General features: G+C 38.2%; 22 protein-coding genes. 14 read left to right on the top strand and 8 right to left on the bottom strand.

Annotated elements, in window-relative coordinates; genetic code table 11:
* Positions 1–143 precede the first annotated feature (143 nt).
* Positions 144–1,427 (bottom strand): phosphoribosylamine--glycine ligase, encoded by a 1,284-nt coding sequence (gene purD / locus V5N67_RS04065; RefSeq protein ID WP_332060627.1) that lies wholly within the window; start codon positions 1,425–1,427, stop codon positions 144–146.
* 94 nt (positions 1,428–1,521) lie between these two features.
* Here purD and ubiA point away from each other — a divergent pair, with 94 nt between their 5' ends.
* Positions 1,522–2,526, top strand: a complete 1,005-nt coding sequence (ubiA, locus tag V5N67_RS04070; RefSeq protein WP_332060628.1) for a 4-hydroxybenzoate octaprenyltransferase — start codon at positions 1,522–1,524, stop codon at positions 2,524–2,526.
* 407 nt (positions 2,527–2,933) lie between these two features.
* Here the strand turns inward: ubiA and pdxH are convergent, their stop codons facing one another.
* A complete protein-coding gene (gene pdxH, locus V5N67_RS04075) occupies positions 2,934–3,557 on the bottom strand; it encodes a pyridoxamine 5'-phosphate oxidase (protein WP_332060629.1) in 624 nt (207 codons plus the stop codon).
* Between the two features lie 326 nt (positions 3,558–3,883).
* Here pdxH and V5N67_RS04080 point away from each other — a divergent pair, with 326 nt between their 5' ends.
* From V5N67_RS04080 to V5N67_RS04115, 8 genes are all read left to right on the top strand, one after another.
* The gene (locus tag V5N67_RS04080) at positions 3,884–4,789 is read left to right on the top strand and encodes a DnaJ C-terminal domain-containing protein (RefSeq protein ID WP_332060630.1); all 906 of its coding nucleotides are present in this window, start codon (positions 3,884–3,886) and stop codon (positions 4,787–4,789) included.
* A gap of 135 nt (positions 4,790–4,924) precedes the next feature.
* Positions 4,925–5,743, top strand: coding sequence for an enoyl-ACP reductase FabI (fabI, locus tag V5N67_RS04085; protein WP_332060631.1), 819 nt, complete (start codon positions 4,925–4,927; stop codon positions 5,741–5,743).
* Positions 5,744–5,887: 144 nt separating this feature from the next.
* On the top strand, positions 5,888–6,976 hold the full coding sequence (gene aroC / locus V5N67_RS04090) for a chorismate synthase (protein ID WP_332060632.1): 1,089 nt from the start codon (positions 5,888–5,890) through the stop codon (positions 6,974–6,976).
* A 15-nt stretch (positions 6,977–6,991) separates the two neighbouring features.
* Complete coding sequence (gene ribB / locus V5N67_RS04095; protein WP_332060633.1) at positions 6,992–8,098, top strand: 3,4-dihydroxy-2-butanone-4-phosphate synthase; 1,107 nt, start codon at positions 6,992–6,994, stop codon at positions 8,096–8,098.
* 7 nt (positions 8,099–8,105) lie between these two features.
* Entirely contained in the window at positions 8,106–8,360 is a 255-nt protein-coding gene (locus V5N67_RS04100) for an exodeoxyribonuclease VII small subunit (protein WP_332060634.1), read from the top strand.
* A gap of 233 nt (positions 8,361–8,593) precedes the next feature.
* A complete protein-coding gene (dxs, locus tag V5N67_RS04105) occupies positions 8,594–10,501 on the top strand; it encodes a 1-deoxy-D-xylulose-5-phosphate synthase (protein WP_332060635.1) in 1,908 nt (635 codons plus the stop codon).
* 16 nt (positions 10,502–10,517) lie between these two features.
* Entirely contained in the window at positions 10,518–11,267 is a 750-nt protein-coding gene (locus V5N67_RS04110) for a TlyA family RNA methyltransferase (protein WP_332060636.1), read from the top strand.
* Positions 11,260–12,513: a class I SAM-dependent RNA methyltransferase gene (locus V5N67_RS04115; RefSeq protein ID WP_332060637.1), complete on the top strand. Its 1,254-nt coding sequence runs from the start codon at positions 11,260–11,262 to the stop codon at positions 12,511–12,513. Before V5N67_RS04110 ends, V5N67_RS04115 begins: the two co-directional genes overlap by 8 nt.
* A gap of 46 nt (positions 12,514–12,559) precedes the next feature.
* Here the strand turns inward: V5N67_RS04115 and tldD are convergent, their stop codons facing one another.
* The gene (gene tldD / locus V5N67_RS04120; RefSeq protein ID WP_332060638.1) at positions 12,560–13,984 is read right to left on the bottom strand and encodes a metalloprotease TldD; all 1,425 of its coding nucleotides are present in this window, start codon (positions 13,982–13,984) and stop codon (positions 12,560–12,562) included.
* Between the two features lie 111 nt (positions 13,985–14,095).
* Positions 14,096–14,635 carry an invasion associated locus B family protein gene (locus V5N67_RS04125; RefSeq protein ID WP_332060639.1) on the bottom strand — a complete coding sequence of 180 codons (540 nt, stop codon included), beginning with the start codon at positions 14,633–14,635 and terminating at the stop codon, positions 14,096–14,098.
* Positions 14,636–15,036: 401 nt separating this feature from the next.
* Between V5N67_RS04125 and cyoE the strand changes: the two genes are divergently transcribed.
* From cyoE to rnhA, 4 genes are all read left to right on the top strand, one after another.
* Positions 15,037–15,981, top strand: a complete 945-nt coding sequence (gene cyoE, locus V5N67_RS04130; protein ID WP_332060640.1) for a heme o synthase — start codon at positions 15,037–15,039, stop codon at positions 15,979–15,981.
* 177 nt (positions 15,982–16,158) lie between these two features.
* Positions 16,159–17,214 carry a 4-hydroxy-3-methylbut-2-enyl diphosphate reductase gene (gene ispH / locus V5N67_RS04135; RefSeq protein WP_332060641.1) on the top strand — a complete coding sequence of 352 codons (1,056 nt, stop codon included), beginning with the start codon at positions 16,159–16,161 and terminating at the stop codon, positions 17,212–17,214.
* The gene (locus tag V5N67_RS04140; protein WP_332060642.1) at positions 17,214–18,173 is read left to right on the top strand and encodes a homoserine kinase; all 960 of its coding nucleotides are present in this window, start codon (positions 17,214–17,216) and stop codon (positions 18,171–18,173) included. Before ispH ends, V5N67_RS04140 begins: the two co-directional genes overlap by 1 nt.
* Before the next feature lie 5 nt (positions 18,174–18,178).
* Entirely contained in the window at positions 18,179–18,646 is a 468-nt protein-coding gene (gene rnhA, locus V5N67_RS04145; RefSeq protein WP_332060643.1) for a ribonuclease HI, read from the top strand.
* 25 nt (positions 18,647–18,671) lie between these two features.
* On the opposite strand, the gene V5N67_RS04150 is transcribed toward rnhA, so the two are convergent.
* Positions 18,672–19,550: a protein-disulfide reductase DsbD domain-containing protein gene (locus V5N67_RS04150; protein WP_332060645.1), complete on the bottom strand. Its 879-nt coding sequence runs from the start codon at positions 19,548–19,550 to the stop codon at positions 18,672–18,674.
* A gap of 70 nt (positions 19,551–19,620) precedes the next feature.
* Here V5N67_RS04150 and V5N67_RS04155 point away from each other — a divergent pair, with 70 nt between their 5' ends.
* Positions 19,621–20,205, top strand: a complete 585-nt coding sequence (locus V5N67_RS04155; protein WP_332060647.1) for a YqgE/AlgH family protein — start codon at positions 19,621–19,623, stop codon at positions 20,203–20,205.
* 42 nt (positions 20,206–20,247) lie between these two features.
* On the opposite strand, the gene V5N67_RS04160 is transcribed toward V5N67_RS04155, so the two are convergent.
* The 3 genes from V5N67_RS04160 to thrC form a co-directional block, all read right to left on the bottom strand.
* Entirely contained in the window at positions 20,248–23,133 is a 2,886-nt protein-coding gene (locus V5N67_RS04160; RefSeq protein WP_332060649.1) for an EAL domain-containing protein, read from the bottom strand.
* Between the two features lie 444 nt (positions 23,134–23,577).
* Entirely contained in the window at positions 23,578–24,852 is a 1,275-nt protein-coding gene (locus tag V5N67_RS04165) for a M16 family metallopeptidase (protein WP_332060651.1), read from the bottom strand.
* Between the two features lie 78 nt (positions 24,853–24,930).
* Positions 24,931–26,328, bottom strand: coding sequence for a threonine synthase (thrC, locus tag V5N67_RS04170; RefSeq protein ID WP_332060653.1), 1,398 nt, complete (start codon positions 26,326–26,328; stop codon positions 24,931–24,933).
* Positions 26,329–26,572 lie beyond the last annotated feature (244 nt).

A 26,572-nucleotide genomic window follows, 5' to 3' on the forward strand; every position in this document is an offset into this window, starting at 1 on the left:
AGTTTCATATTTATGGAATTTGCTTTTTTATTTTATTTTTTTAAGAAAATTCAATATTTCTCCCAAAGCCGTAAGAAACACAAAATGGCTAGCAGATTGACACATCATGCAGTCATGTGGAATTATAAAATCATGAAAAAAGTTCAGGAAATTGAATTTTCTCGCGCAATGGCTCGCCATCCAATATCGCGTCGGGCAAAACCTTCTGGCCAATCGATACAGTCGACAGCTTCATAGGCGCGTTTTTGTGCATGTGTAACAGTTTCTCCTGTTGCTGTTATATTTAAAACACGTCCACCATTAGCAATTAATTCTCCGTTGTGGAATGCTGTACCAGCGTGAAAAATTTTCACATCAGAGAGAGCACTCGCCTTATCAATATTGCGGATAACGGTGCCTTTTTGCGGAGAATCTGGATAGCCTTTTGCAGCCATGACGACGGTTAAAGCAGTTTTTTCAGACCATTGTGGAGGTTTCTTTTCAAGATTTCCTTGGGCTGCAGCAAGAAAAAGTGGAAGAATATCATCTTTTAGGCGCATCATCAAAACCTGACACTCGGGATCACCGAAGCGTACATTAAACTCAATTAATTCAGGCCCTTTCTGAGTTATCATCAACCCGACGAAGAGAATGCCTTTAAAAGGAGCTCCTATTTCATCCATGCCACGTAAAGCGGGTTCAACAATTTCTTTGAGGGTGCGATTTACCATTTCTTTGGTCATAATGGGTGCTGGTGAATAAGCCCCCATGCCGCCTGTGTTAGCTCCAGTATCACCATCACCAACACGCTTATGGTCTTGTGCAGATCCAAAAGGAATAGCGATTTTACCATCACAAAGACAAAAGAAGCTTGCTTCTTCTCCATCAAGAAAGGATTCTACAACAATTTGTTCTTCTGCATTGCTTAATGCGTTTTTGAAGCGTACATCAACGGCATTATATGCTTCTTCCATTGTCATTGCAACAACAACACCCTTGCCTGCAGCTAAACCATCGGCTTTAATGACAATGGGAACACCTTGTTGACGAATGTAGGCTTTGGCTTTTAAAGCATCATTAAAGCATTGGTAAGTTCCTGTAGGAATGTTATTCTTACTGCATAAAGCTTTTGTAAAAGCTTTTGAACCCTCTAGTTGAGCAGCTTTTTTTGTGGGGCCCAATACATGAATATTAGCACTATTAAGGGAGTCTGTTAGCCCTGCAACCAATGGTGCTTCGGGTCCAATGATGACGAGGTCAATAGAATGTGTTTTACAAAAGTCAATGACGAGAGAATGGTTATCAATGTTCAAATTAATATTTTCTCCAAATTCCACTGTTGCAGGATTTCCAGGAGCACAATATAATTTCGTGAGTAGTGGTGATGCTGCTATTTTCCATGCTAAAGCATGTTCTCGTCCACCTGAGCCAATAAGAAGAATGTTCATTGTTTGCTCCTATCGTAGAAGAAGATAATTGAATCAGTTTTCTTGTCATAAGAATGAAATGTCTCTATCGCAAGACCAAAGGTGAAACCATTTGATGAAAAAAAGTAAAAATATTGCACATATTCAATCCTGTGAGAATCAGGGACGGGTTATGGATGCATCCTCTAAACAATGGGTCTATAATTTTCTTCCTTGCTCTTTGTGGTTTTATGCTCAATTGGCGCGTTGGGATCGACCTATAGGGTGGCAGTTGCTGATGTGGCCTTGTTTTTGGTCAACAACTATGGCTCTTTTTTCTTATGAAATGCTTCGTTTTCCTTTTTTATCAACGCTGATTAATTGGTTATGGTACCTCTTTCTTTTTTTTCTGGGTTCTATAGCTATGAGAGGTGCTGGGTGTACTTGGAATGATCTTATTGACCATAAAATTGATTCTCAGGTAGAGCGGACACGTTCTCGTCCATTGCCAACAGGTCATGTGAGTCGGTTTCAGGCAAAAATTTTTATATTGGTGCAATGTTTGGTTGGTTTAGGCGTTTTATCGCAATTTAATATATTTAGTTTTTTCTTAGGAATCTCATCGTTGATAGCGGTTGCAATTTATCCTTTTATGAAACGCGTGACATATTGGCCACAATTCTTTTTAGGGATTGCATTTAATTGGGGAGCATTAATGGGATGGGCGGCTGTGTATGGAAGTTTAAGTTGGGCACCAATCTTACTTTATATGGGATCCATTTTGTGGACGATTGGGTACGATACAATTTATGCACATCAAGATAAGGAAGATGATGCTACTGTTGGAGTACGTTCTACGGCACTCCTCTTTGGTAAAGGCACTAAGCGTGCATTGGTGTTTTTATATAGCGGGTTTGTGATTCTCGTCAGTTTAGCATTTTATTTGGCGCAAGTTCCTATCTTAAGTTTTTTAGGACTTTTTGTTGCAAGCATTCACATGTTTATACAAATTAAAGTCATTGATATAGATGATAATTCACAATGCCTAAAGCTTTTCAAATCTAATTCGTTTGTTGGATTTCTGATTTTTGCTGGCTTGGTGTGCGGTGGTATATGGACAGCACTTCATTCTACAGTCTAATAAATGATAAAACAGAATTATGTATTACACGGTTTTAGAGCAGAAAGAGCTTTTTGCAATTTAGGGTTAAAATTTTGTATTTTAATTTTAGGTTTCTTTTATACAAAACTGCTTTCTTGTTGAGCTTTATTTATTTTAAAAGGATAAAAACTGCAGGGCGTGTCCTATTTTTTACATACTGCGACTCATTTCTCAGGTTTCTGCTCAATACATATTATTACTCAAATAATTTCGTGATGGTATGGTAAGTAATTTTTATTCTAAGCGGGGCAATAATTAACAGATTGTTGTCAGTTAATTTTTGTATAGAGGGTTCATTTTTCCGATTTATAATAAAAATGAGTTAACTTTAATTTGTGCAAGCAGTTATTTGATTATTATGAAGAAAAAGGCTTTACATTTTAAGGTTAAGGGTAAAGCCTTTGCGTTTGCCAATCAACATGTTCAATAGAGTCGCGTGTAAAAAGCACGCGATCATGTAAGCGAAATGGACGATCACACCAAAATTCAATAGAAAGTGGTTGAACACAAAAACCAGACCAATAAGGTGGGCGCGGGATATTACCTACTGCATAACGGGCAGTATATTTAGCAATTGCCTTTTCAAGAACAAAACGGCTTTCCAATGGTTGAGATTGTTTGGATGCCCATGCCCCAATTTGACTGCCATGTGGTCGTGATTGGAAATACATATCTGCTTCTTGAGTACTAACTTTTTCGACAACTCCTCTGATTCTAACTTGACGGCGAAGCGATTTCCAATGAAATCCTAAGGATGCTTTCATTGATTTTAAAATTTCTTGTCCCTTGCAACTTTCATAGTTAGTATAAAAAATGAAACCTTTAGAACTGAAGTTTTTAAGAAGAACTATACGAACATTAGGGAAGCCAGTTTCATCAACTGTTGCTAATGCCATAGCATTAGGATCATTTATTTCGCTTATGGTTGCCTTTTCAAACCAATTTGCGAAAAGTGTGAAAGGATTTTGTGTTTGCATAAAATCATCGTCTATTTGTGCTGTGTTATTCATAATATCTCCGAATGTCAGCGAGTGCGAATGAAACATTCTCTGATTTACTTTGTTATTAAGAAGTGAAGTGCTGATCCTTCCTTTATTTCAAGAAGGCAATTTAATCATATGTTTTTATAGTGTTTTAAGTATTTTTATTTTTAGCATAGCGCGCGATATAATATAATTAAATATCAAAGTATCTATTTTATCTGGTATTTTAGTTCTTTTATAGACATATAAAGAGAAAGAAAATTATTCTATAGAATGACTGATGAACCTGTGAGGGATATTGAATAACGTATCAGTTGATATTTTGAAAACAAAAAGATTGAAAAGAGGGCAATATGCGTGATCCCTACACGGTTTTGGGTGTGGAGCGCACCGCGAAATCGCAAGAGATTAAATCTGCGTTCAGAAAATTAGCAAAGAAATATCACCCAGATCACAATATGGGTGATGTAAAGGCTAAGGAAAGGTTTTCTGAGATTAATCAGGCTTATGAAATTATAGGTGATAAAGACAAAAGAGCACAATTTGATCGTGGTGAAATTGATATGGAGGGAAGGCCAACTCACCAAGCTTATGGCACTGATGGAAATTTTAGAAACAGATACAATCCCTTTGCAGGAGGCGCAAAGGGATTTGATTTTGGTTCTTCAGGTGGTGCAGGTTTTGATGCAAACGATATTTTTCGCGATTTATTTGGAAGAGGAGGAAGTTTTTCAAAGTCTGCACAACATAATAATCGACCTCAACAAGGAGCGCATGTTCGTGCTAATCTTACGGTAACATTGGAGCAAATGGTTGGAGCAGAAAAGGTAGAAGCTGTTTTTTCTAATGGAAAAAGGTTAATGATTAAGCTTCCAGACTATGTTGAGGATGGGCAAACCATTCGCCTAAAAGGTCAAGGAGAAGAAGTTGCTTATGGGAAAGCAGGAGATGCGTTGATAACCATTCACATTCAGAAACATTCTCGCTTGCGGGTCGAAGGAAGAGCGCTCCATCTTGATTTGCCAGTTTCTCTCAAACACGCTGTTCTGGGAACGAAAGAGGAAATTGAAACTTTGGAGGGGCGTGTAGTTTTAACTATTCCGGCATGGTCAAGTTCTGATCGTATTTTACGGTTGAAAGGAAAAGGGCTTAGTTTAAAAAATGGTACAAGAGATGATCTTTATGTGCATGTTCGTGTCATGTTGCCAGAAGGTGGAGATGCTGCGTTAGAGCAATTTTTGCAAACGCAGAAAGGTTAACTTTTAAATTATACGGTTGAAGTATACAAAAGCATAGTTTTTATTTGATTTGAAACCAATTGCTTGAAGAAAATGTTGACCTATGTCATAGGCAGGTGGATAATATTGATTTCAAATAGTAATGGGGCAGTGCTGATGGCTAATGGTAATGATTTATTATATGGCAAGCGTGGTCTAATTTTAGGATTATCCAATAATCGTTCTATCGCTTGGGGAATAGCCAAGGCGGCTAGTGCAGCAGGGGCAGAGCTTGCTTTTACCTACCAAGGTGAGGCAATGAAAAAGCGTGTTGAGCCTTTAGCTGAAGAAGTAAAAGGATTTGTTTGCGGTCATTGTGATGTTTCTGATAGTGCGTCTATTGATGCGGTCTTTAGAAAAATAGAGAAAGAATGGGGCAAGTTAGATTTTTTAGTTCATGCTATTGGTTTTTCTGATAAAGATGAATTGAGCGGTCGTTATGTTGATGTTAGCGAATCAAATTTTATGATGACAATGAATATTTCTGTTTATTCCTTAACAGCTCTTACCCAGCGTGCAGAAAAATTAATGTCGGATGGCGGCTCGATTTTAACATTGAGTTATTATGGTGCAGAAAAAGTTGTCCCGAATTATAATATGATGGGCGTTGCTAAAGCGGCTCTTGAAACAAGCGTGAAATATTTAGCAGTAGATTTGGGGCCTAAAAACATTCGTGTTAATGCGATATCTGCGGGGCCAATTAAAACATTGGCTGCCTCTGGTATTGGTGATTTTCGTTATATTTTAAAATGGAATGAATATAACGCTCCTCTACGTCGTACGGTGACAATTGAAGAAGTTGGTGATTCTGCTCTTTACTTTCTTTCAGATTTATCTCGTTCTGTTACAGGTGAAGTGCACCATGTAGATTCAGGTTATAACGTCATAGGTATGAAAGCTGTTGATGCACCAGATATTTCTGTCGTTAAAGAATAATATTTGGTTTATAAATCGCAGTTTAATAGCGGTAATTTGACTAAATTGAAAATAAATGATGGTGTTGGAGGGTGAGGGCTGTATTGTGCACAGCTTAGCCATGTGTTGTAGTTGCATATTTGACGAAGAATCGGATCATTTTTCATGTCGCATAATACATTTGGTCATTTGTTTCGTGTCACGACATGGGGTGAAAGTCATGGTGTTGCTCTTGGCTGTGTTATCGATGGTTGTCCCCCAGGGATCGTTTTTACTCTTTCAGATATTCAATCTTATCTTGATAAACGTAGACCAGGACAATCTAAATATACAACGCAGCGCCGAGAGTTGGATCAAATAGAGGTGCTTTCAGGGGTTATTGTTCAAGACGATGGAGCAACATTGGTGACGACCGGTACGCCAATTTCTTTGTTTATTCGAAACATGGATCAGCGCTCTAAAGATTATGGTTCAATTGCCCATCAGTATCGTCCGAGCCATGCAGATTATACTTATGATGTTAAATATGGCATTCGTGATTTTCGAGGTGGAGGACGTGCTTCAGCACGGGAAACAGCAGCGCGTGTTGCGGCAGGTGCTCTTGCGCGTAAAATTGTTCCTAATTTGGTTGTACGAGGTGCAGTGATAGCAATTGGTTCTCATAATATTAATCGCGACCGTTGGGATTGGTTAGAGGTTGATAACAATCCTTTTTTTACGCCTGATGCAGAGATGGTGCAGGTTTTTAGCGATTATATCAATAAATTACGTAAAGATGGTTCATCCGTTGGTGCTCTGGTTGAGGTTGTTGCAGAAAATGTTCCAGCGGGGTTAGGGGCGCCTATTTATGCGAAACTTGATCAGGATATTGCATCATTATTAATGTCCATTAATGCTGTTAAAGGCGTTGAAATTGGTGATGGTTTTGCAGCAGCTCATCTGACGGGAGAAGAAAATGCAGATGAAATGCGGATGGGAAGTGATGAAAAACCGCTTTTTTTGTCTAATCATGCTGGCGGTATTTTAGGTGGAATATCGAGCGGACAACCAATTGTTGCGCGTTTCGCGGTGAAGCCTACGTCATCAATTTTAACGCCTCGTCGTTCAATTGATGTTGATGGCAATGATATAAACGTTATAACGGAGGGACGCCATGATCCATGTATTGGGATTCGTGCTGTTCCTGTTGGTGAAGCGATGGTTGCTTGTGCTATTGCTGATCATTACCTAAGACATCGCGGACAGGTTGGTTGATTCGAAAGGTAAATAATGGCGTATGATCAAAAAAAAGTTGTTTCTGCTATTCAGGCTTTTGAGCGTGGTGAAATTGTTGTAGTGACAGATGATCATGAGCGTGAAAATGAAGGTGATTTGATCGTTGCTGCTGTCCATTGTACAGAAGAAAAAATGGCATTTATCATTCGCCATACAACAGGTATTGTTTGTGCTCCTATGCCAAAAGAAGAAGCGCAACGGTTTAATCTTACTCCTATGGTGCCAGATAATAATTCGGCTCATCGCACGCAATTTACTGTTACTGTTGATTTTAAACATGGAATAACGACGGGGATTTCAGCGCACGACCGTACATTGGCAGTTCGTAATCTTGCTAATTCAAATGCTTGTGCGGGCGATTTTATTCGTCCAGGGCATATTTTCCCTTTGATTGCGCATGAAGGGGGTGTTCTCATGCGTTCAGGTCATACTGAGGCAGCTGTTGATTTATGTAAATTAGCTGGTTTGCCACCTGTTGGTGTTATTGGCGAATTGGTCAATGATGATGGTAGCGTTAAACATGGGGATGAAGTAACAAAGTTTGCACAGGATAATCGGTTGCATATGATAACGGTTGCAGATCTGATTGCTTATCGTCAGCGTAAGGAAATGTTGATTAAGCATGTAGGAGAAATGCAAATTGAAACATTAGTAGGGCCAGCTGTTGTTCAAAGTTATCAACTTCCTTGGGAAGCAGTCCAGCATGTGGCAATTGTTTTTGGTGATATCCGTGATGGTGAGGATATTCCTGTACGTCTACATCGTGAAAATATTATGAATGATGTTTTTGGTCAATCATCAAATATTGTAGCTGCCATGCAGCGTATAATGGAAAAAGAGAAGCGCGGTGTGTTTGTTTATTTACGTGAAGGGTCTGTTGGTGTTCAATCAGCTATTGGTGCTCAAGAAATGGCAAGCAAGGGGTTAGAAAGCCATGTGCAAGCGATTGAACGGGAAGAAGAGTGGCGCCAAATTGGTTTAGGATCACAAATTTTAAAACATTTAGGAATTCGTTCTGTTATTGTTTATGCTTCTAAAGAACGTCATTATGTAGGTTTAGAAGGTTTTGGAATTCGTATATCCAAAACAGATATTTTGTGAGGATCACATGCAGCAAGAGATAAAAAAAGAGGATATTACAACATTAAGTTTTGAGGAAGCGCTTAAGCAGCTTGAAGTGATTGTTGAAAATTTGGAACGCGGGGATGTTCCTTTAGAGCAGTCAATTGATATCTATGAGCGTGGTGAAGCTCTTAAAAAGCATTGTGATAAACTTTTGAAAGCAGCTGAAGCTAAAGTTGAGAAAATTCAACTTTCAGAGAAAGGTTCTCCAGAAGGGGTAGAGCTACTTGATTCTGAGTAATGTCAAATAATTTTTGGATATTTATTGCAAAATTAGAGATAAAATAGCCTCGTTTATAGGAAGAGAATTATTATTAATTTCTTTTTTACGAAATGCGTTAAAAATAAGAAAATTTGTAGATAATCTCATAGAGATGAAGTATTCCAATAGAAATGCATTACACTATGAATGAAAGAGTAAAAGACATGTGTTGTTGTCTTGCTCGAGTGATAATGTAGTATAAGGAGCTTTCTTTGTCTCAGATATTAACGCCATTACTTGATCGTATTCGTTTGCCACAAGATTTGCGGGCATTGCCAGAAGCTGATTTAGTACAGTTAGCTGATGAGTTGCGGGCTGAGACAATTGATGCTGTTTCTGTGACGGGTGGACATCTTGGTGCAGGGCTTGGCGTTGTTGAATTAACAATTGCATTGCATTATGTCTTTAACACGCCTGAAGATAGAATTATCTGGGATGTAGGGCATCAAACCTATCCGCATAAAATTTTAACAGGTCGCAGAGATAAAATTCGCACATTGCGTCAAGAGGGAGGTTTATCAGGTTTTACAAAGCGTTCAGAAAGTGTGTATGATCCGTTTGGAGCGGGTCATTCTTCCACTTCTATTTCAGCTGGTCTTGGTATGGCAGTGGCTAGTGCTTTAAAAACAGAAGAAAGACGGAATATTATTTCTGTCATTGGTGATGGCGCTATGTCAGCTGGTATGGCTTACGAAGCGATGAATAATGCGGGTGCTTTGGATGCACGTTTGATTGTTATCTTAAATGATAATGATATGTCTATTGCGCCTCCTACTGGCGCTATGAGAGCTCATCTTGCTCGGTTAGTTTCTCATCCTTCTTATCGCAGTTTGCGTGAACGGGTAAAGATGTTCAGCAAAAAATTGCCAAAATTTTTTTTGGATCAAGCACATCGTTCAGAGGAGTTTGCAAAGTTTTTTTTGGTTGGAGGAACTTTATTTGATGAGCTTGGTTTTTATTATGTTGGACCGATAGACGGTCATAACTTGAATCATTTATTGCCTGTTTTGAAAAATGTTCGTGAATATCCTAATGGGCCTGTTTTAGTGCATGTGGTGACCCATAAGGGGAAAGGATATGCGCCTGCGGAGGCATCGTCTGATAAATATCACGGTGTTAATTGTTTTGATGTTGTGACGGGAAAACAGGTTAAAGCACAAAGTAAAGTGCTTCCTTATACCAAAGTATTTTCTAAAGCTTTGATAGAAGAGGCTACACATGATGAGAGGATTGTTAGCATAACGGCGGCAATGCCAACAGGAACAGGGCTTGATATATTTGCTAAACAATTTCCTAACAGGATGTTTGATGTTGGTATTGCTGAGCAACATGCTGTAACTTTTGCTGCGGGTATTGCCTGTGAGGGGTATAAGCCTTTTGTTGCAATTTATTCTACTTTTTTACAGCGTGCTTATGATCAGATTGTTCATGATGTATCTATCCAAAAATTACCCGTGCGTTTTGCGATTGATCGAGCAGGTTTTGTTGGTGCAGATGGTGCGACGCATGCTGGAAGTTTTGACATTGTTTTTCTAACAGCTCTTCCTGAATTTGTGGTGATGGCTCCCTCGGATGAAGTTGAACTGATGCACATGGTGCGCACGGCAGCAGCCTATGATCAAGGACCTATTTCTTTTCGCTATCCACGTGGTGAAGGTGTTGGTATGAACTTGCCGCAGCGAGGTGAATTGCTTGAAATTGGAAAAGGGCGCGTTTTGCGTGAAGGAAGCAGGATAGCGCTGGTTTGTTTTGGAGCGCAGTTATCTGAAGTGCTTATAGCAGCGGACAAGTTGGAAATGGAGGGATTGTCTACAACTGTTGCTGATGCACGGTTTGCAAAGCCTTTAGATAGGGATTTGATGCGTCGCTTAGCACGTGAGCATGAAGTATTAGTAACAATTGAAGAAGGAGCAATGGGTGGATTTGGAGCGCATTTATTACAATTTTTTGCGCAAGAAGGGCTTTTAGAACATGGTTTGAAGGTTCGTACATTAAAGCTTCCTGATGAATATTTAAACCACGGTTCACCAAAGAAAGTTCTTTCACGTATCGGGTTTGATGCTGTTGGTATTGTCAATACTGTCTTTACTGCTTTGGGACGTGAAATTCAGACAGTGTAGAAAGTTCGAGTATGAGATGTTTGTTAGGAAAAGGCTCGATGTTCTTTTAGTCGAAAAAAATTTTTTTACTACGCGTTCACGAGCACGTGATGCAATCTTACGTCAAACTGTTAAGGTGGATGGTAAAATCATTTTTAAAGCTGGACAAATTATTTCTGATGAAGCAGAAATTATAGTGTGTGATCCAGCACAGAATTATGTTTCACGTGCGGCGTTAAAATTGATGAGTGCACTTGATGCATTTCCAATTGTAACGGATAAAGTAACTGCCATTGATATTGGTGCGTCGACAGGTGGTTTTACGCAAGTTCTCTTAGAGCGTGGAGCTGCTCATGTTATTGCTATTGATGTTGGTCATAATCAACTTGATGCGCGCTTATCTGGCAACAGTGCGATAACTTTACTAGAAGGCTTGAATGTTCGAGATTTGAAACAACAACATTTAGGTGGAAGAGAAATTGATCTCATAGTATCGGATGTTAGTTTTATTTCTCTGAAACTTGCACTGCCTCCTGTTTTGTCTTTAGCCAAGAGGGGAGCTCAAGCAGTCTTATTGGTCAAGCCACAATTTGAAATTGGTCGAGAAGGTCTTAATAAGAGTGGAGTATTGAAAAATCTATCTATAGCACAGAAGATTGCTGAAGAACTTTTTGATTGGTTGAATACTCAAGTAGGGTGGACCGCAAAAGGTTTATTTCCTTCACCCATTACAGGTGGTGATGGCAATTTGGAATATTTATTATTCGGAGAAAAAAAGAGTGCGTGACCGAGTTATAATTGACCGTATTGGCGTGAATGGTCATGGTATTTCGAGTACATCACGTGGCTCTATTTATGTTCCTTTCACTTTGCCAGGAGAGGTTGCTATAATTGCTCCTCGTGGAAAATATGGAAAACTTATTGCACTAGAAGGAAAATCATCAGAGCGCATCGATGCTGTTTGTCGACATTTTGGGAGTTGTGGAGGGTGCGTGCTCCAGCATTGGAACGCTGATACTTATCGCTTTTGGAAACGGCAATTAGTTGTTGATGCGCTTAAAAAGTACGGGCTTGATGTCCATGTTTCTCCCTTAATTGAATGTGGATATTACAGTCGCCGACGGATTACTTTAACAGCGCTTGCGACACAGCAAGGTCATATTATTGGTTTTAATCGTTATCGATCTCATGATGTTATGGCGCTTGAAGAATGCCCAGTGACGCGTTTAGAAATTATGTCTAAGTTAAATGATATTAGGGTGCTTTGTGCTCTTGTCAACAATCATGCAAAGCGGTTTCATGTTACGGCAACGTCTGTTGAAAATGGTTTAGATGTTGCTTTGAATGGATGTATTGTGCAGGACGAGCGCATTCGCAAAAAAATGGTGTGTATAGCTCTTGCAAGTGGAATTACGCGCTTGTCTGTTGAAGGTGAAATTTTGGTTGAGCAAGAAAAACCATTAGTTTACTTCGGGGATGTCTGTGTTGAATTTCCTGCTGGTGGATTTCTCCAAGCAACTTGTGAAGCAGAAAATATTATGGGCAATATTATTTTGACTCATTTAAAAAAAGCAAAAAATGCTGTTGATTTGTTTTCAGGAGTGGGAACATTTACGCTACGTATGGCGAAAAAAATGAATGTTCATGCGATAGAAAATGATAATGCAGCATTAGCAAGCTTAGATCGGGCAACACGCTTTGCGGTTGGTTTAAAAACAGTTACTTGTGAAAAACGTGACCTCTTTCGTCATCCATTTTCTGCGAAAGAGCTTGAGGGTTTTGATAGCGTTGTTTTCGATCCTCCGCGCGCTGGAGCAGAAAAACAGGTGCATGAATTAGCGAAGACAACTATTCCACGTGTGGTGGCAATTTCATGCAATCCTGTTACGTTTGCTCGTGATGCGTCTCTTCTTGTGGCAGGTGGCTATACGCTAGAAAAGATCATACCAATTGATCAATTTTTATGGTCACCGCATGTTGAAATTGTTGCTGTTTTGAGCAAGCGCAAAGCAAAGACAGGTTGGAAACTTTAGCTTATTTTAAAGGCTGTTGAAAAGTTATTCAATAAAACATATTCAATCAATTTTGTGAAAGCGCTGTTCCACCAATTGTCATATTATTGATTCGTAGGTGAGGTTGTCCGACACCAACAGGGACATTTTGCCCAGCTTTTCCACACATACCGATGCCGTTATCAAGCTTGCTATCATTTCCAATCATTGTAATACGTTTCATGGCTTCTGGTCCGTTTCCGATAAGGGTTGCACCTTTGATTGGTGCTACAATTTTACCATTTTCTACTCGGTAAGCTTCAGTACATTCAAATACGAATTTTCCAGAAGTAATATCAACTTGTCCCCCACCAAATGAAACAGCATAGATCCCATTTTTTAGTGAGGATAGAATTTCTTCGGGTGTCTTATCTCCTCCTAGCATCATTGTATTGGTCATCCGCGGCATTGGTGCATGTGCATAAGATTCACGTCGTCCATTTCCAGTTGGATTAACACCCATAAGTCGAGCATTTAACCTGTCTTGCATAAAACCAACAAGTTTTCCGTCTTCAATAAGAACATTATATCCTGATGGTGTGCCTTCATCATCAATAGTGAGTGAACCACGGCGTTGGGGAATTGTGCCATCATCAACAACCGTGACACCTTTTGCTGCAATTTGTTTTCCTAAAAGTCCAGCAAAAGCAGATGTTTTTTTACGGTTAAAATCACCTTCTAAACCATGACCCACAGCTTCATGAAGCATAACACCAGGCCATCCATTAGCTAAGACAACATCAAATGTTCCTGCTGGTGCTGCTTCTGCTTCTAAATTTATTAAAGCCATACGCAGTGCTTCATCGGCAGCTTTTTTCCAATTTGTTTCATTAATAAACTGGCTGAATGCTTGTCGTCCACCACATCCATAGAAGCCATTTTCGCGCCTATTCCCTTCGGCAGCAACGACAGATATAGACAACCGTACAAGAGGACGGATATCATGAGCAAAATACCCGTCGGCACGCAAGATTTCAACGTGTTGTAGCGAACCAGAAAGAGAAACAGTAACTTGATGTAATTTATCATTTTTTTTACGTAAATAAGCATCAATTTTTTGTAAGAGTGTACTTTTTTCTTCGAATGATGGGGTATCAAGAGGGTTATGCGGTTGATAAAGCCTTTTATTTGTTTGTTGAGGTGCTACACTATAAGATCCTATATGATTATTATAAGTAATAGCTTTAGCTGCTTCACTTGCACGTTTAAGTGCTGCAGCTGATAACTCACTAGAGTGAGCATATCCTGTAGCTTCTCCAGCAACAACGCGTAGACCAAATCCCATGTCTTGGTGAAATGAGCCATTTTTAAGCTGCCCATTATCAAATAGCAGTGTTTCGCTTTCTGTATATTCAAGGTAAAGTTCACCATCATCAGCATGATAAAGCGATTCTTGTATAAGTGATTGTACTTTAGATGAAGCAATATCAAAATGATCAATCAGCGACTTCATAGTAATTATCCTATTTTCATTGATTTTTTAAAAATTTCTATTTGTTTTATTAGGGAAATTATAAACTAAGCTATGAAATATCGTTCATTGGCCAATGTGTGTAAAATTTTATTATGTTGGTAAGGTGGCATAGGCATCACTAAGACCATGGAGATCAACAATTCCTCCAACACCTTGCTCTGGAGTTGTAAATACGAAATAGGTTGCTGTTTTACCTTTTAAAAAGAGCTGTAACATATCTTCTTTAAGAAGAGCTTCGGCAACGCAATTATTACCAAGACAACGACGATATTCCATTTTTTTCATATCTTGATCGTCAATTTTAATACCAACACCAAAGCGCAGTTCAACGCGAATCGGAACGAAAACACGCATCAAAGTTCCTTGATTTTTAGGAAGTTTATAAAATGTAACGCGGAAGGTAATATCATGACGATTTTGTGTATGTACATTCTGCACCACTTCACACTGTATATTAGGTGTACCTGGTGGCAGAGAACAAATTTTTGTCCATGCACCATAGGTTTGTGGGGCAGGAATATTGCGTACGCCAGATGTCTGTGACATAGCATGACTGGTAAAAACACCACAAAGGGTGCAAATAATAACACCAACAAAGAAATTTTTTTTTAGTATTTTATAAAGTACCACAGAAATTCTTACCCGAATTAGCAACTACGCGATCGTGCATAAAAATGAATTTTTAAACCAAAACTGTAACACAAAACTAATATATACCCAAACATATTAATTCATATGCACAAAATAAAATAAACAGTGAACAGCAGTATTTTATAGGAGATAAAATTTTTGCACCGTTTTATGATGCTTTGAGGGATTGTTTTCTTTCTATGATACATTGATACATTTTTTATGTAGAATAATATGTGTTGGAATAATGTATTTTGATTGCAAATACTTCTATCTGTTTTTAATGGATATGTGAGATATTTTATGTGTTCTCAAAAGCACTGATGATATTAATGGGTTGTTCTTATGTACCAGATAATATTTGCTTGTAGATGATAGAGATAAAAAGGTCTTTGAGCGGAATGTCTATTTCAGAAAAATTATCGACTGCAAGTGGTAAATCGATTCCACCAGAATCTGGTGTTTATGATTATATCACGTTATTGAAACCACGGGTTATGTCACTTGTTGTATTTACAGCTCTGGTTGGATTGGTTGTTGCGCCTATTTCTATGAATCCATTATATGGTTTTTTGGCAATTGTGTGCATTGCTGTAGGCGGTGGTGGTGCAGGAGCACTTAATATGTGGTATGATGCTGACATTGATGCAGTAATGGAACGTACCAAAAATCGCCCCATTCCTGCTGGTAAAATCAGCTCCAAGAAGGCATTCGTGTTTGGCATGGGGCTTTCTATGCTTTCGGTGTTGGTTATGGGGTGCTGCATTAACTGGTTTGCAGCACTTTTTCTTGCGTTTACAATTTTCTTTTATATCGTTATCTATACAATTTGGCTAAAACGTATAACGCCGCAGAATATTGTCATTGGTGGTGCAGCTGGGGCTTTTCCACCTATGATTGGATGGGCTGCGGCAACGGGTACAGTGAATATTGATAGCTTTTTATTATTTTTAATTATTTTTATGTGGACTCCACCACATTTTTGGTCTCTTTCTCTATTTTCATCTCTTGATTATAGCGCAGCAGGCATTCCTATGATGCCTAATGTACGAGGTGAGCGATCAACAAAAAAACAGATCTTATTTTATACTATTCTTACGGCAATATGTGCTCTAGGTCCTTGCGTTACTGGATTGGCAGGAATTTTCTATGGTATTTTTTCAACAATTTTGAGCATTATTTTTGTTTATTTTGCTTATCATTTATGGAAAGCTGATACACAGGACGCGACTATTTCTATGGCAAAAAGAATGTTTTTCTTTTCGTTATTTTATTTAGGCGCTATATTTGCAACTCTTTTGGTCGAATCTCTTGTTTGGTATTTTATCCATTCTCTAGTAAAATGAGATGAAAAGTAAACTCAGAGTAGCTTTGCCCGAGTAAAATGCCATAAAAATGCACCACAGAGGCAATGCTATTACAGCAGAAGGTTATTTCCAATTTCTCTCTTTAGCACTATTTGTGTAGTGCATAACGAGCCCGTTTGGATATGTGGTCAAAGTTATAGATATTAAGGATAGTTTATGTCTGTACTTCCCCCTCTAACGATGCGTCTTTGTGGTCCACGTGGATTTTGCGCAGGGGTTGATCGCGCTATTCAGATTGTCCTTCTTGCATTAAAAAAGTATGGTGCTCCAGTATATGTTCGTCATGAAATTGTGCATAATCGCTATGTGGTTGAGGGATTGCGGCAACGAGGCGCTATTTTTGTGGAAGAATTGGATGAGATTCCAGAAGAGCACCGTAGTCAACCTGTCGTATTTTCTGCCCATGGTGTACCAAAATCTGTGCCAAGAGAGGCACAACACTATAATTTATTTTATCTTGATGCTACATGCCCATTGGTGTCTAAGGTGCATAAACAAGCAATACGACATCATCGTCATGGACGTCACGTTATATTGATTGGTCATTCTGGCCATCCTGAAGTGATAGGAACAATGGGGCAGCTTGAAAAAGGAGCTGTTACATTGATTGAAACGGTAGAAGATGCCTTGCATTATCAGCCAGATGACCCAGATAACTTAGGATTTGTAACGCAAACAACACTTTCTGTTGAAGATACGGCAGGGATTCTTGATGTTTTACAAAAACGCTTTCCTGCATTGCAAGCACCAGCTGCAGAATCAATTTGCTATGCTACCACAAATCGTCAAAATGCTGTTAAAGCGGCAGCACTGGGGAGTGATTTATTTTTGATTGTTGGCGCACCAAATTCCTCTAATTCACGACGTTTGGTAGAGGTTGCTGAGAGGTTTGGTGCACAGAAGGCTATTTTAGTTCAACGAGCTGATGAAATTGATTTTGATCGTTTAGGTTTTCTTTCCATCGTAAGCCTCTCAGCAGGAGCTTCTGCTCCTGAAATTATTGTTGATGAAATTATCTCAGCTTTTCGAGAGCGTTATGATGTCATAATAGAGTTGGCTGAGACAGTGGTGGAAATGGAGACATTTTTAGTTAATCGCGAATTACGTGACGTTATTTTAACTCCTCAAGATATGGCTTTTGTTAATGGTCAAGCTAAGACGATAAAAAATGAAAATCAAGATACATCAATGCCTATAATGAAAGCAAAATAATGGCAGTTTATACAGATATTTATTCAAATGATTTAAAGGCATTTTTGACACGTTACGCGATAGGTTCACTTCTGTCCTATCAAGGTATAGAAGAGGGTATCGAAAATTCTAATTTTTTGCTCTATACAACAGAGGGAAAATTCATTTTAACGCTTTATGAAAAACGTATTTCAAAAGATGATTTGCCTTTTTTTTGTAGTCTTATGAATCACTTAGGGCAGCGTGGGATTCCTTGTCCTCAACCAGTGATTCAAAATGATGGATCAACGGTTGGTGAATTAGCAGGGCGTCCTGCTGCTATTATTACTTTTCTGGAAGGAATGTGGATTCGTCAGCCCAATGCATATCATTGTTGTGAAGTAGGGAGCAGTTTAGCACATCTGCATTTAGCAGGACAGGATTTTTCACTTAGTCGTAGAAATACTCTTTCTCTTACAGACTTGAAGTCACTGTGGAGAAGTTGCCAAACGGTAAAAGATATTTTACTTCAAGAATTTGGAAAAAAAATTAATACCGAGTTAGCTTTTTTAGAAAAAAATTGGCCATCGAATTTGCCAACAGGTGTTATTCATGCTGATTTATTTAATGATAATGTATTTTTTTTAAACCATCGTCTTTCTGGTATTATAGATTTTTATTTTGCTTGTAATGATTTTTTAGCTTACGATTTGGCCATTTGTTTAAATGCTTGGTGTTTTGAGCATGATCATTCTTATAATCTTATCAAAGCACGTAAATTATTGGAAAATTATCAAAAAATAAGGCCATTGGTACCTTTAGAATTGGATGCAATTATTGTGTTAGCGCGTGGTGCAGCTTTGCGTTTTTTACTCACACGCCTTTATGATTGGTTCAATACGCCGCCTGATAGTTTTGTAATTAAGAAAGATCCGTGGGAATATTGGTACAAGCTTTGCTTTTTCAGTAATGCAGGCTTACTGAGTGAATTAGGTTTTTGAATTTTATGTTAAATCAACAAAAAGTCGTTGAGATTTATACAGATGGTGCGTGCTCTGGGAATCCTGGAGTTGGAGGGTGGGGAGCAATTTTACGCTGGAATGGTCATGAACGTGAGCTTTATGGTGGAGAGGCACACACGACCAATAATCAAATGGAGTTAATGGCAGCGATTTGTGCATTAAAGGCGCTTAAAGAATCTTGTTCAGTCGATCTTTATACGGACTCAATTTACGTGCGCAACGGTATATCTATGTGGCTTGAAGGTTGGAAGAAAAATAATTGGCGCACTGCATCAAAAAAGCCTGTTAAAAATATGGAGTTATGGAAGGCTCTTGAAGATGCCTGTTCCCGTCACACTATCAGATGGCACTGGATAAAAGGACATGCTGGCCATCTAGATAATGAACGTGCAGATGCACTTGCACGTCAAGCTATTACTGAATATCGCGAAAATGAATCTTTTTCAGCATAATTTTTGCTGGAATCTTTCTCTTTTATCAAGGAGTTGCAGTATGATCTGATTGTGTGTGAAGTATAAATGTTCCACTGAAAGAGTGATCCTTAAAGGAAACTGTATAAAAAATTGTTTGGCTTGTTTCATCTGGTGTGAAATAGATGGGAGCGCTAAAGAGGGTATACTCTACATTATCACTTACTTTTTTAGCTGGTCCAATTTGCATTTCTCCTCCATCTAAAAAGAGGGATGATGGTGTGTTCTTATCGTTATTTTGTATTTTTATGAAAAGGATATTTTTATTTTTTTCAGCACTTACCTTTAGCGCATGATGCGTTGTGGAGGGTAGAGAGGCTTGAGCATTTTTTAATAAAGATGCAGGAAGACGTTCGTTTTTTTCAGCAGATGGTGAAAAATCAAAATTAATAGTAAATGGAATACAGATTTTACTACATAACCCAAGAGTGAAAGAGCCACTTAAATTTTTACTTGAGTTGGAAATACTAAAGGGTAATACAACTTTATCTACATAGCCGAATGACCAGTCATTTTCCGTTTCATAAAGTTGTGGTGTGGGATAAAAGATTTCATAAGAAACCTGTTGGTGGAAGTTAAAAAATGGTGCCATGCCTGAATTACCTGGGTTGCGCCAGTAAGTTTTCCATCCTGGTTTAAGCATAATTTCAATAATGCCGTTTCTTATTCCAGAGAGAGGTGGTTGGATGATCGCTAATCTGACACGACCACCATCTGACTCATGCCAAGATGTTGCAAAAAGATATGATTTTTGTTCTGTTTGAGCACTTACAGAAAAATTAAATAATTCTAAAAATACAAATGTTAAGCTTAAAGTGATGAAAAGTTTTTTATAAAAAAAAATTAGGATACTTTGCAAATTTGTAAAGATTTGAATTTTTTTCATTTGAGTTTTACTTTCTTCTTGTACTACTTAAACCAAGTTTAACATGTAAATTATGGAGAATAACAGATTGATGAAGCAGCGTGATGGCTTTTTGGATGGACAGTTACTTATAGCAATGCCTAGGATGAATAACAAATGCTTTGTTCGTTCTGTTATTTATGTTTGTGAGCATTCTGATGCTGGCGCTACGGGAATTATTCTCAATCAATTGCACCATATTAGTTTTCCAGAACTTTTGCTTCATCTTAGTGTGATAAACGATACTCAAAAAAAATATCTTTCTAAATCAATAAAAAAGTTTCCTGTACGCTACGGTGGACCTATTGAGCCTTCGCGCGGTTTTGTGCTTCATTCGGATGATTATGTTTGTGAAGAAACTGTTCCTGTTGCAAATAAAATCTGCTTTACTGCAACTATCGATATATTAAAAGCTATCAGTTGTGAACAAGGTCCTCAACATGCACTTATAGCACTAGGTTATGCGGGATGGAAAGCAGGACAGCTTGAAGCAGAAATTTCTGCGAATAGCTGGCTGATCAGCTCTACATCGCCTAGCTTTCTTTTTGAAAGTGATTTGAATCGTAAATATGACGAAAGCTTGCTTCGCATGGGGATTAATCCAGCTTATCTTGTTGCTGAAATGGGTCATGCATAGAGAGTTTCACTCTTTCCCGATTTTCGTATTCTATTCTATCTGTTATGTTTTGATTTTATAAGGGAAGTGATTTTGTACAAGAGCGATTAATTCTTCGATAGCAATTGGCTTAGTGACAAGTGTGCTTTGAACGTATTTACAGCCTTCTTGGCGTAGAAAGATAGCTTCTTTTTCATTTTCAACGCCTTCTGCGATGATTTGTAAATTAAGATCCGTAGCCATATTGATAATAGACTTGAGAACAAGTTTCTTCTTAGGTGAATCTATAGAGATAAGTGAACGATCCAGCTTAACCATATCAAATGGATAACGAACGAGATAGGCAAGTGATGAATAACCTGTTCCAAAATTATCTAATGCAAGATTCATTCCTAGTGCTTTAATTTGTTCAAGAAAATGCGCAGATTGTTCGGGATTCTTTCTCAAAACAAATTCGGATATTTCTATCATCAAACTCCCTTTGTTAAGTGGGTAACGAAGCAAAGCAGAGCGCAATTGACTTATGAAATTAGGATGAACCATTTCTGGGCTTGGTAAATTAATTGAAATGAAGAAAGATTGTTGAGAAAATTTTTCTTGTACATTTGTAAGGTCAATTATGGCATTATCAATAATAAATTGTGCTAAATCCGTAATGATCTGCTCACTTTCTGCAATTTTTATAAAATCATAGATATTTAAATTGCCATAATTTGGATGATGCCATTCTACAATTGTTTCAAAGCCAATAACTTGTCCATCTGATAAATTAAGAATAGGATGATAAAGGATTTTCATTTCATCTCGTTTTATTGCATAACGAATGTCATGTTCCATATTGTTATGCTCGAGACCAAGAGTACGAAAATTAGGGCGAAAAGGTTCAATATGGTTCCCACCCATTTGTTTTGCGCGGATCATTGCTAATTCGCTATCATTAAAGATATCTTTAGCCGTCGATCTGCTTTCACTCCATGTAACTAATCCAATTGATGTTGAAAGAACTATTTTTTTTTCTGAAAGTGAAATAGGTGCTGAGATTGTTTTGTGTAGATGGTCTGCAAATGCTGCAATTTTTTGTGGTTCAGTTTCACTGAGTAGGATGATTGCAAAACGGTCTGCAGAAAGGCGTGACAGGGTGTCTTGAAAATTAATGAGACGATTTAACCGGCGTGCAATGATAAGCAGTACAGTGTCACCAACGGCTATACCTAGCTTGTGGTTAATTTGACGGAAATTGTCGAAATCAATCATAAAGACCGTTGGTCTAATTTTGATATTTGCTTTAGCTAACGAGGTATAATTTTGTAATCTGTCGAAGAAAACTTGCTGGTTAGGAAGACCAGTTAAACTATCGTGAATCGCATCATGTAATAAGCGTTCTTCGGCTTTTTTGTGATTGGTAATGTTGACAATAGTTCCAATAACACGCGTAATTTTTCCATCTTTTTGCATAGCTGGGCGCGCACGAAGAGAAAACCAATGATAATATCCACCTCCAGAAGAAAGTCGAAAAACTTGATCAATGCGTCCCTTTTTATTTTTCAGAATAATATCCAATATAGCTTGAAAGCGTTCACGGTCGTCGTAATGCAAGGCTGAGATCCAATTGCACATAGTGCCATTAAGTTTATGAGACTCAGTTCCAAAGAGGGTTGCCATATCTGGGTGAACAACAATTCTGTCACGTTCGACATTCCAGTCCCAAATAATATTTCCAGCTCCCCTAGCTGCAAGCACTTGTCGTTCAAGATCAGAAAATATTCCTTCATGAAACGCATCATTAGAAAAAGTTTGTTGCATGACAGTAAAGCTAATCAGAAGAACGATGAGCACTAGTCCTCCCGCTAAGGCTGGCTGAATGATATCATTGTTTAAATATCCTGCTATGCAGGCATAAGCTCCAAAACACCAAAAGCTAATTAACAACCATGTTGGGATAAGCATAATTGCACGGTCATAGCTTCGGATGGAAAAATAGCTGATTAAGAGTATACCAATCACGGCGGTGAAGCCAAATGATAGACGAGCAATTCCAGCTGCTCTGGTTGGATCATAAATAGCAAACGCGCCAAGACCACAAAGAGCTATGACCCACGCGATTGCACCATAACTGAAATGATAGTGCCAGCGGTTAAGACATAGGTAGGTAAAAAGGAATATGAAAAATGTAGCGGCAAGCGCTACTTCTGTACCAGCACGCCAGATTGGTTGCGTTGTTAATGTTACTGCAAAGAACTTATTTAAAAAATTGAAATCGATACCGATATAAAAAAGGACCGCCCATGCGACAGCAGCGGTTGCAGGAAAAAGACCTGTTCCACGAACGACGAAGAGAACAGTTAGTAAGAGTGCTAAAAGACCTGATATACCAAGAAGAATCCCATGATAAAGTGTATAAGAATTGATTGCATCCTTATAAGCTTCAGGTTGCCATAAATAGATTTGCGGTAGATTCTCCGAGTTAAGTTCGGCAATAAATGTAATGACAGAGCCAGGGTTAAGTGTAATACGAAAGATATCTGAGTTTGCACTGGCTTGACGATCGAGAGAAAAACCTTCGCTTGGAGTGATGGATTGAATCCGCGATGATCCGAGGTCTGGCCAAAGAAAGCCTGAATGAGCCATGCGATAATGGGGGGCAACAATGAGGCGATCAACTTGTTCGTCTGTTGGATTTGCAAGAGAAAATACTGCCCAGTTTCCAGAAAATTTTTTACTTTTGGCTTGGACTTCAATGCGCCATACAATACCATCTGGTCCGGGCGCTGTGCTTGTTTGAAAGATAGAGTTATTTGTGTGGTGAATTTCAATTGCTCTTGAAAGGTCAAGAGCGGCATCCTGAGAAGAAATTTTAACTGGCTCAATTGCTTGTGCTGACGTAAGATGGATTAAAGAACTGACGATTACAGCAAAAATGATGTCAATTATTTTACGCAAACTCTTCACAATGCCTCACTCTCAGTATTTTAGGATATTTAATTTTAGATTTTCGAGAAAACACATTTACTTTCTATAATTTATTCTACATAACAAGCGGCTATCATTTTCTTTTGAAAAGATTATACGATTTCATACAAAGATAGACCCCTGTTTACCTTAATGGAACTAGAAACTGATGGAATGTTATATTTTGGGAAGGCAAAATTAAACCATTAGTTTTCAAATTTCGCAGATATATCTTTGCTTATCAGATTATTTATCACATGAAGCGCAATTTAGATAGTTTTGTACACCTCTTTGATAAATATTTCCAAAACTTATTCAGCGAGAGAAACTTTTGTAGTGAACTTTATTATAAAAAGTGGACATGTTCATTATATGGCTGTTTTCAAAAGCACTTTTTTATATCCTCAATATGCACAAGAGTTTGAAAAAATTGTATTTAGGAACTTATTTTATGTTGTGTGAGAGAATCGATGTTAAATCATCAAAATTCATGAGAGAGCCAACAGAGCCAACAGCTGCTAATGTTGGAGTAGAATTGATAAAAAGGCGATTCGCTAAATCGGTTAATCTTTTTAGTGTAATGAGTTCTAAACGTTCAATCGTTTCAGATATTGGAATTGGTCGACCGTAAAGAAGCATTTGGCGAGCAATAAAATGCGCTTGACTGGATGGATTTTCCTGTGACATTGTAAGATTAGCGCGATATTGCGCTTGTGCTCGTTGAAGTTCCTTTGTGTGGATATTTTTACTTGCCTTAGAGAGCTCATCAAGAATCACAGGAAGTAGTTCTTTTAGCCCCTCTTGTCCGGTGGCGGCATGAACGCCAAAGAGTCCAGTATCTGAAAAGCCCCAATGAAAAGCATAAATAGAATAGCATAATCCACGTTTTTCTCTTACTTCTTGAAAGAGACGTGATGACATGCCTCCACCAAGAATAATTGAAAGAATTTGGGTAGCATAAAAATCACGCGCATGATAAGGGCGTCCTTCAAAACCGAGGACAACTTGCGTGTCCATTAAATCGCGATATTCACGAAAATCGCCACCGACATAATTGGCAAGATTGGCAAGAGGCGCTGTTGAATGAGAACGAAAAGTGTTAAAACGGCTTTCGACTTCTTGTAGAAAATTTTCGTGCTGCACAGCTCCTGCAGCTACTACAATCATACGATCTGCGCTATATTGTTTATTCATGAAATTATGGAGATCAGCAGATGTAAATGATTGAACTGTTTTGGGTGTTCCTAAAATAGAGCGGCCAAGAGACTGATGACGAAAGGCTGTTTCAGTAAAGTGATCAAAAACAATATCATCTGGAACATCGCGAGCGGCACCAATTTCCTGAAAAATCACTTGTTTTTCTCGTTCTAATTCATCTTCATCAAATTTTGAATACATTAAAATATCGGCTAGAATATCAATAGCGAGCGGGATATCATTTTTAAGTACGCGCGCAAAATAGGCAGTTGTTTCAGTATTAGTAGTAGCATTAATTTCACCGCCAACATCTTCGATATCGGCAGCAATCTGAAAAGCTGTTCGATTTTCTGTTCCTTTGAAAGCCATATGTTCAAGAAGATGGGCGATACCATGTTGTGTAAAAGTTTCGTTGCGTGCGCCAACTTTAATCCATACCCCAAGCGCAACACTATCAATTTGTTGCATTGTATATGTGGCAATAGTCAAGCCATTACTAAGGCGACTAATATCTACACCCATGTGTTTACGACTCCGTTAAACAAACCATACACTTTAAGAGCATTGGAATATTTTTGATTTGAATGCATGCAGCTTATTTTAATAAGATGCACGCGATTTTAAAGAAATATAATCTTTTACTATTTTTTTATCATTAGCAAGACTGATAAAGCGTTCTTCACGTTCTATTAAGTCGTTTAGACAAACTGGTAATGGAGCATAAATACCACAGGCGCTTTTTATTGCATCAGGAAATTTACTAGGATGAGCGGTTGCAAGGACAATCATTGGAATATGTGGTTGCTTATTTTCGCGAGCTACTTTAAGCGCAACAGCTGTATGTGGATCAGCGAGGTAGCCGCTTTCTTTATAAACACTGTCAATTGTTCGCGCTGTTTCAGCAATGCTGCTTTTTCCAGCAGAAAATAGAGAACGAATATTTTTAAGTTGCTTTTTATTAAGATCAAAACGTCCTGATTGTTTCAAATTTTCCATTGCATTGCAAATCCAAATGGGATCTCGGTCATTACTTTCAAACAGTAAGCGCTCAAAGTTAGAAGAAATTTGTATATCCATAGAAGGTGATGTTGTTTGGGTTATTGGCCGTATTTCATAGGTGCCGCTGGTCAATGTGCGTTCAAGGATGTCATTATCATTTGTTGCAATGATCAGTTGTGCAATGGGTAACCCCATACGGGCAGCAACATAACCTGCAAAAATATCACCAAAATTTCCAGTAGGAACAGTAAATGATACAGGTCTATCAGGAGCGCCTAAAGAAAGTGCAGATGAAAAATAATAGACAATTTGTGCCATAATTCGCGCCCAATTTATAGAGTTAACCCCTGCGAGCGCTTTTTTTTGACGAAAATTATTATCATTAAACATTGCTTTAACAAGTGCTTGGCAATCATCAAAATTGCCTTCAATAGCTATGGCATGAATATTAGTGCTATGATTGGTAGTCATTTGCCGCTGTTGAACGGATGATACGCGTCCTTTAGGAAATAAAATAAAAACATCTGAATTTTCTCTTTCTGCGAAAGCTTGTATTGCAGCACCACCTGTATCACCTGATGTCGCACCAATAATTGTTGCACGTTTATTTTTTTTAGTGAGAACATAATCCATTAGTCTAGAAAGAAACTGCATTGCAACATCTTTAAACGCCAAAGTAGGACCATGAAAAAGTTCAAGAATAAATTCATCGGAGCCAGTTTGAAGCAGTGGACAGGTTGCTGGGTGGCGGAAGGTGGCATAAGATTCAGTAATTATATTTTCAAAAGATGTATATTCGATCTCATTATTCACAAAAGGCCAAAGAATAGTTTTAGCGATTGTCGTATAAGATTGTCCACGGAGCGCTCGTAATACATCGAATGATAATTGAGGAAATTTTTCTGGAAGATAAAGACCACCATCACTAGCCAATCCAGTTATGACAGTTTCAGTAAAGCCTAAAACAGGAGCTTCACCTCTCGTGCTGATGTATTTCATGAATTTTTTCCTTCGTTTATTTCCCACAAATTGGTGAAGTTGTTTTTTTATGTTTTTAACGATACTTAAATTATCCAATAAATGGAAGTGATGTCTGCTCACTCTCTTTCTTCAATTATAAAAATTACTGAAGATCCAAGGGAAACGTAATTTAGATTCAAATGATGTATTTTGTTGTTTTATATGGCAGCAATTTAAATAGATACTTTGTGAGATATTATAATTCGAGTAAGGAAATATAGAT

Source organism: Bartonella rhinolophi (assembly GCF_036576165.1).
Classification (GTDB): Bacteria; Pseudomonadota; Alphaproteobacteria; order Rhizobiales; family Rhizobiaceae; genus Bartonella.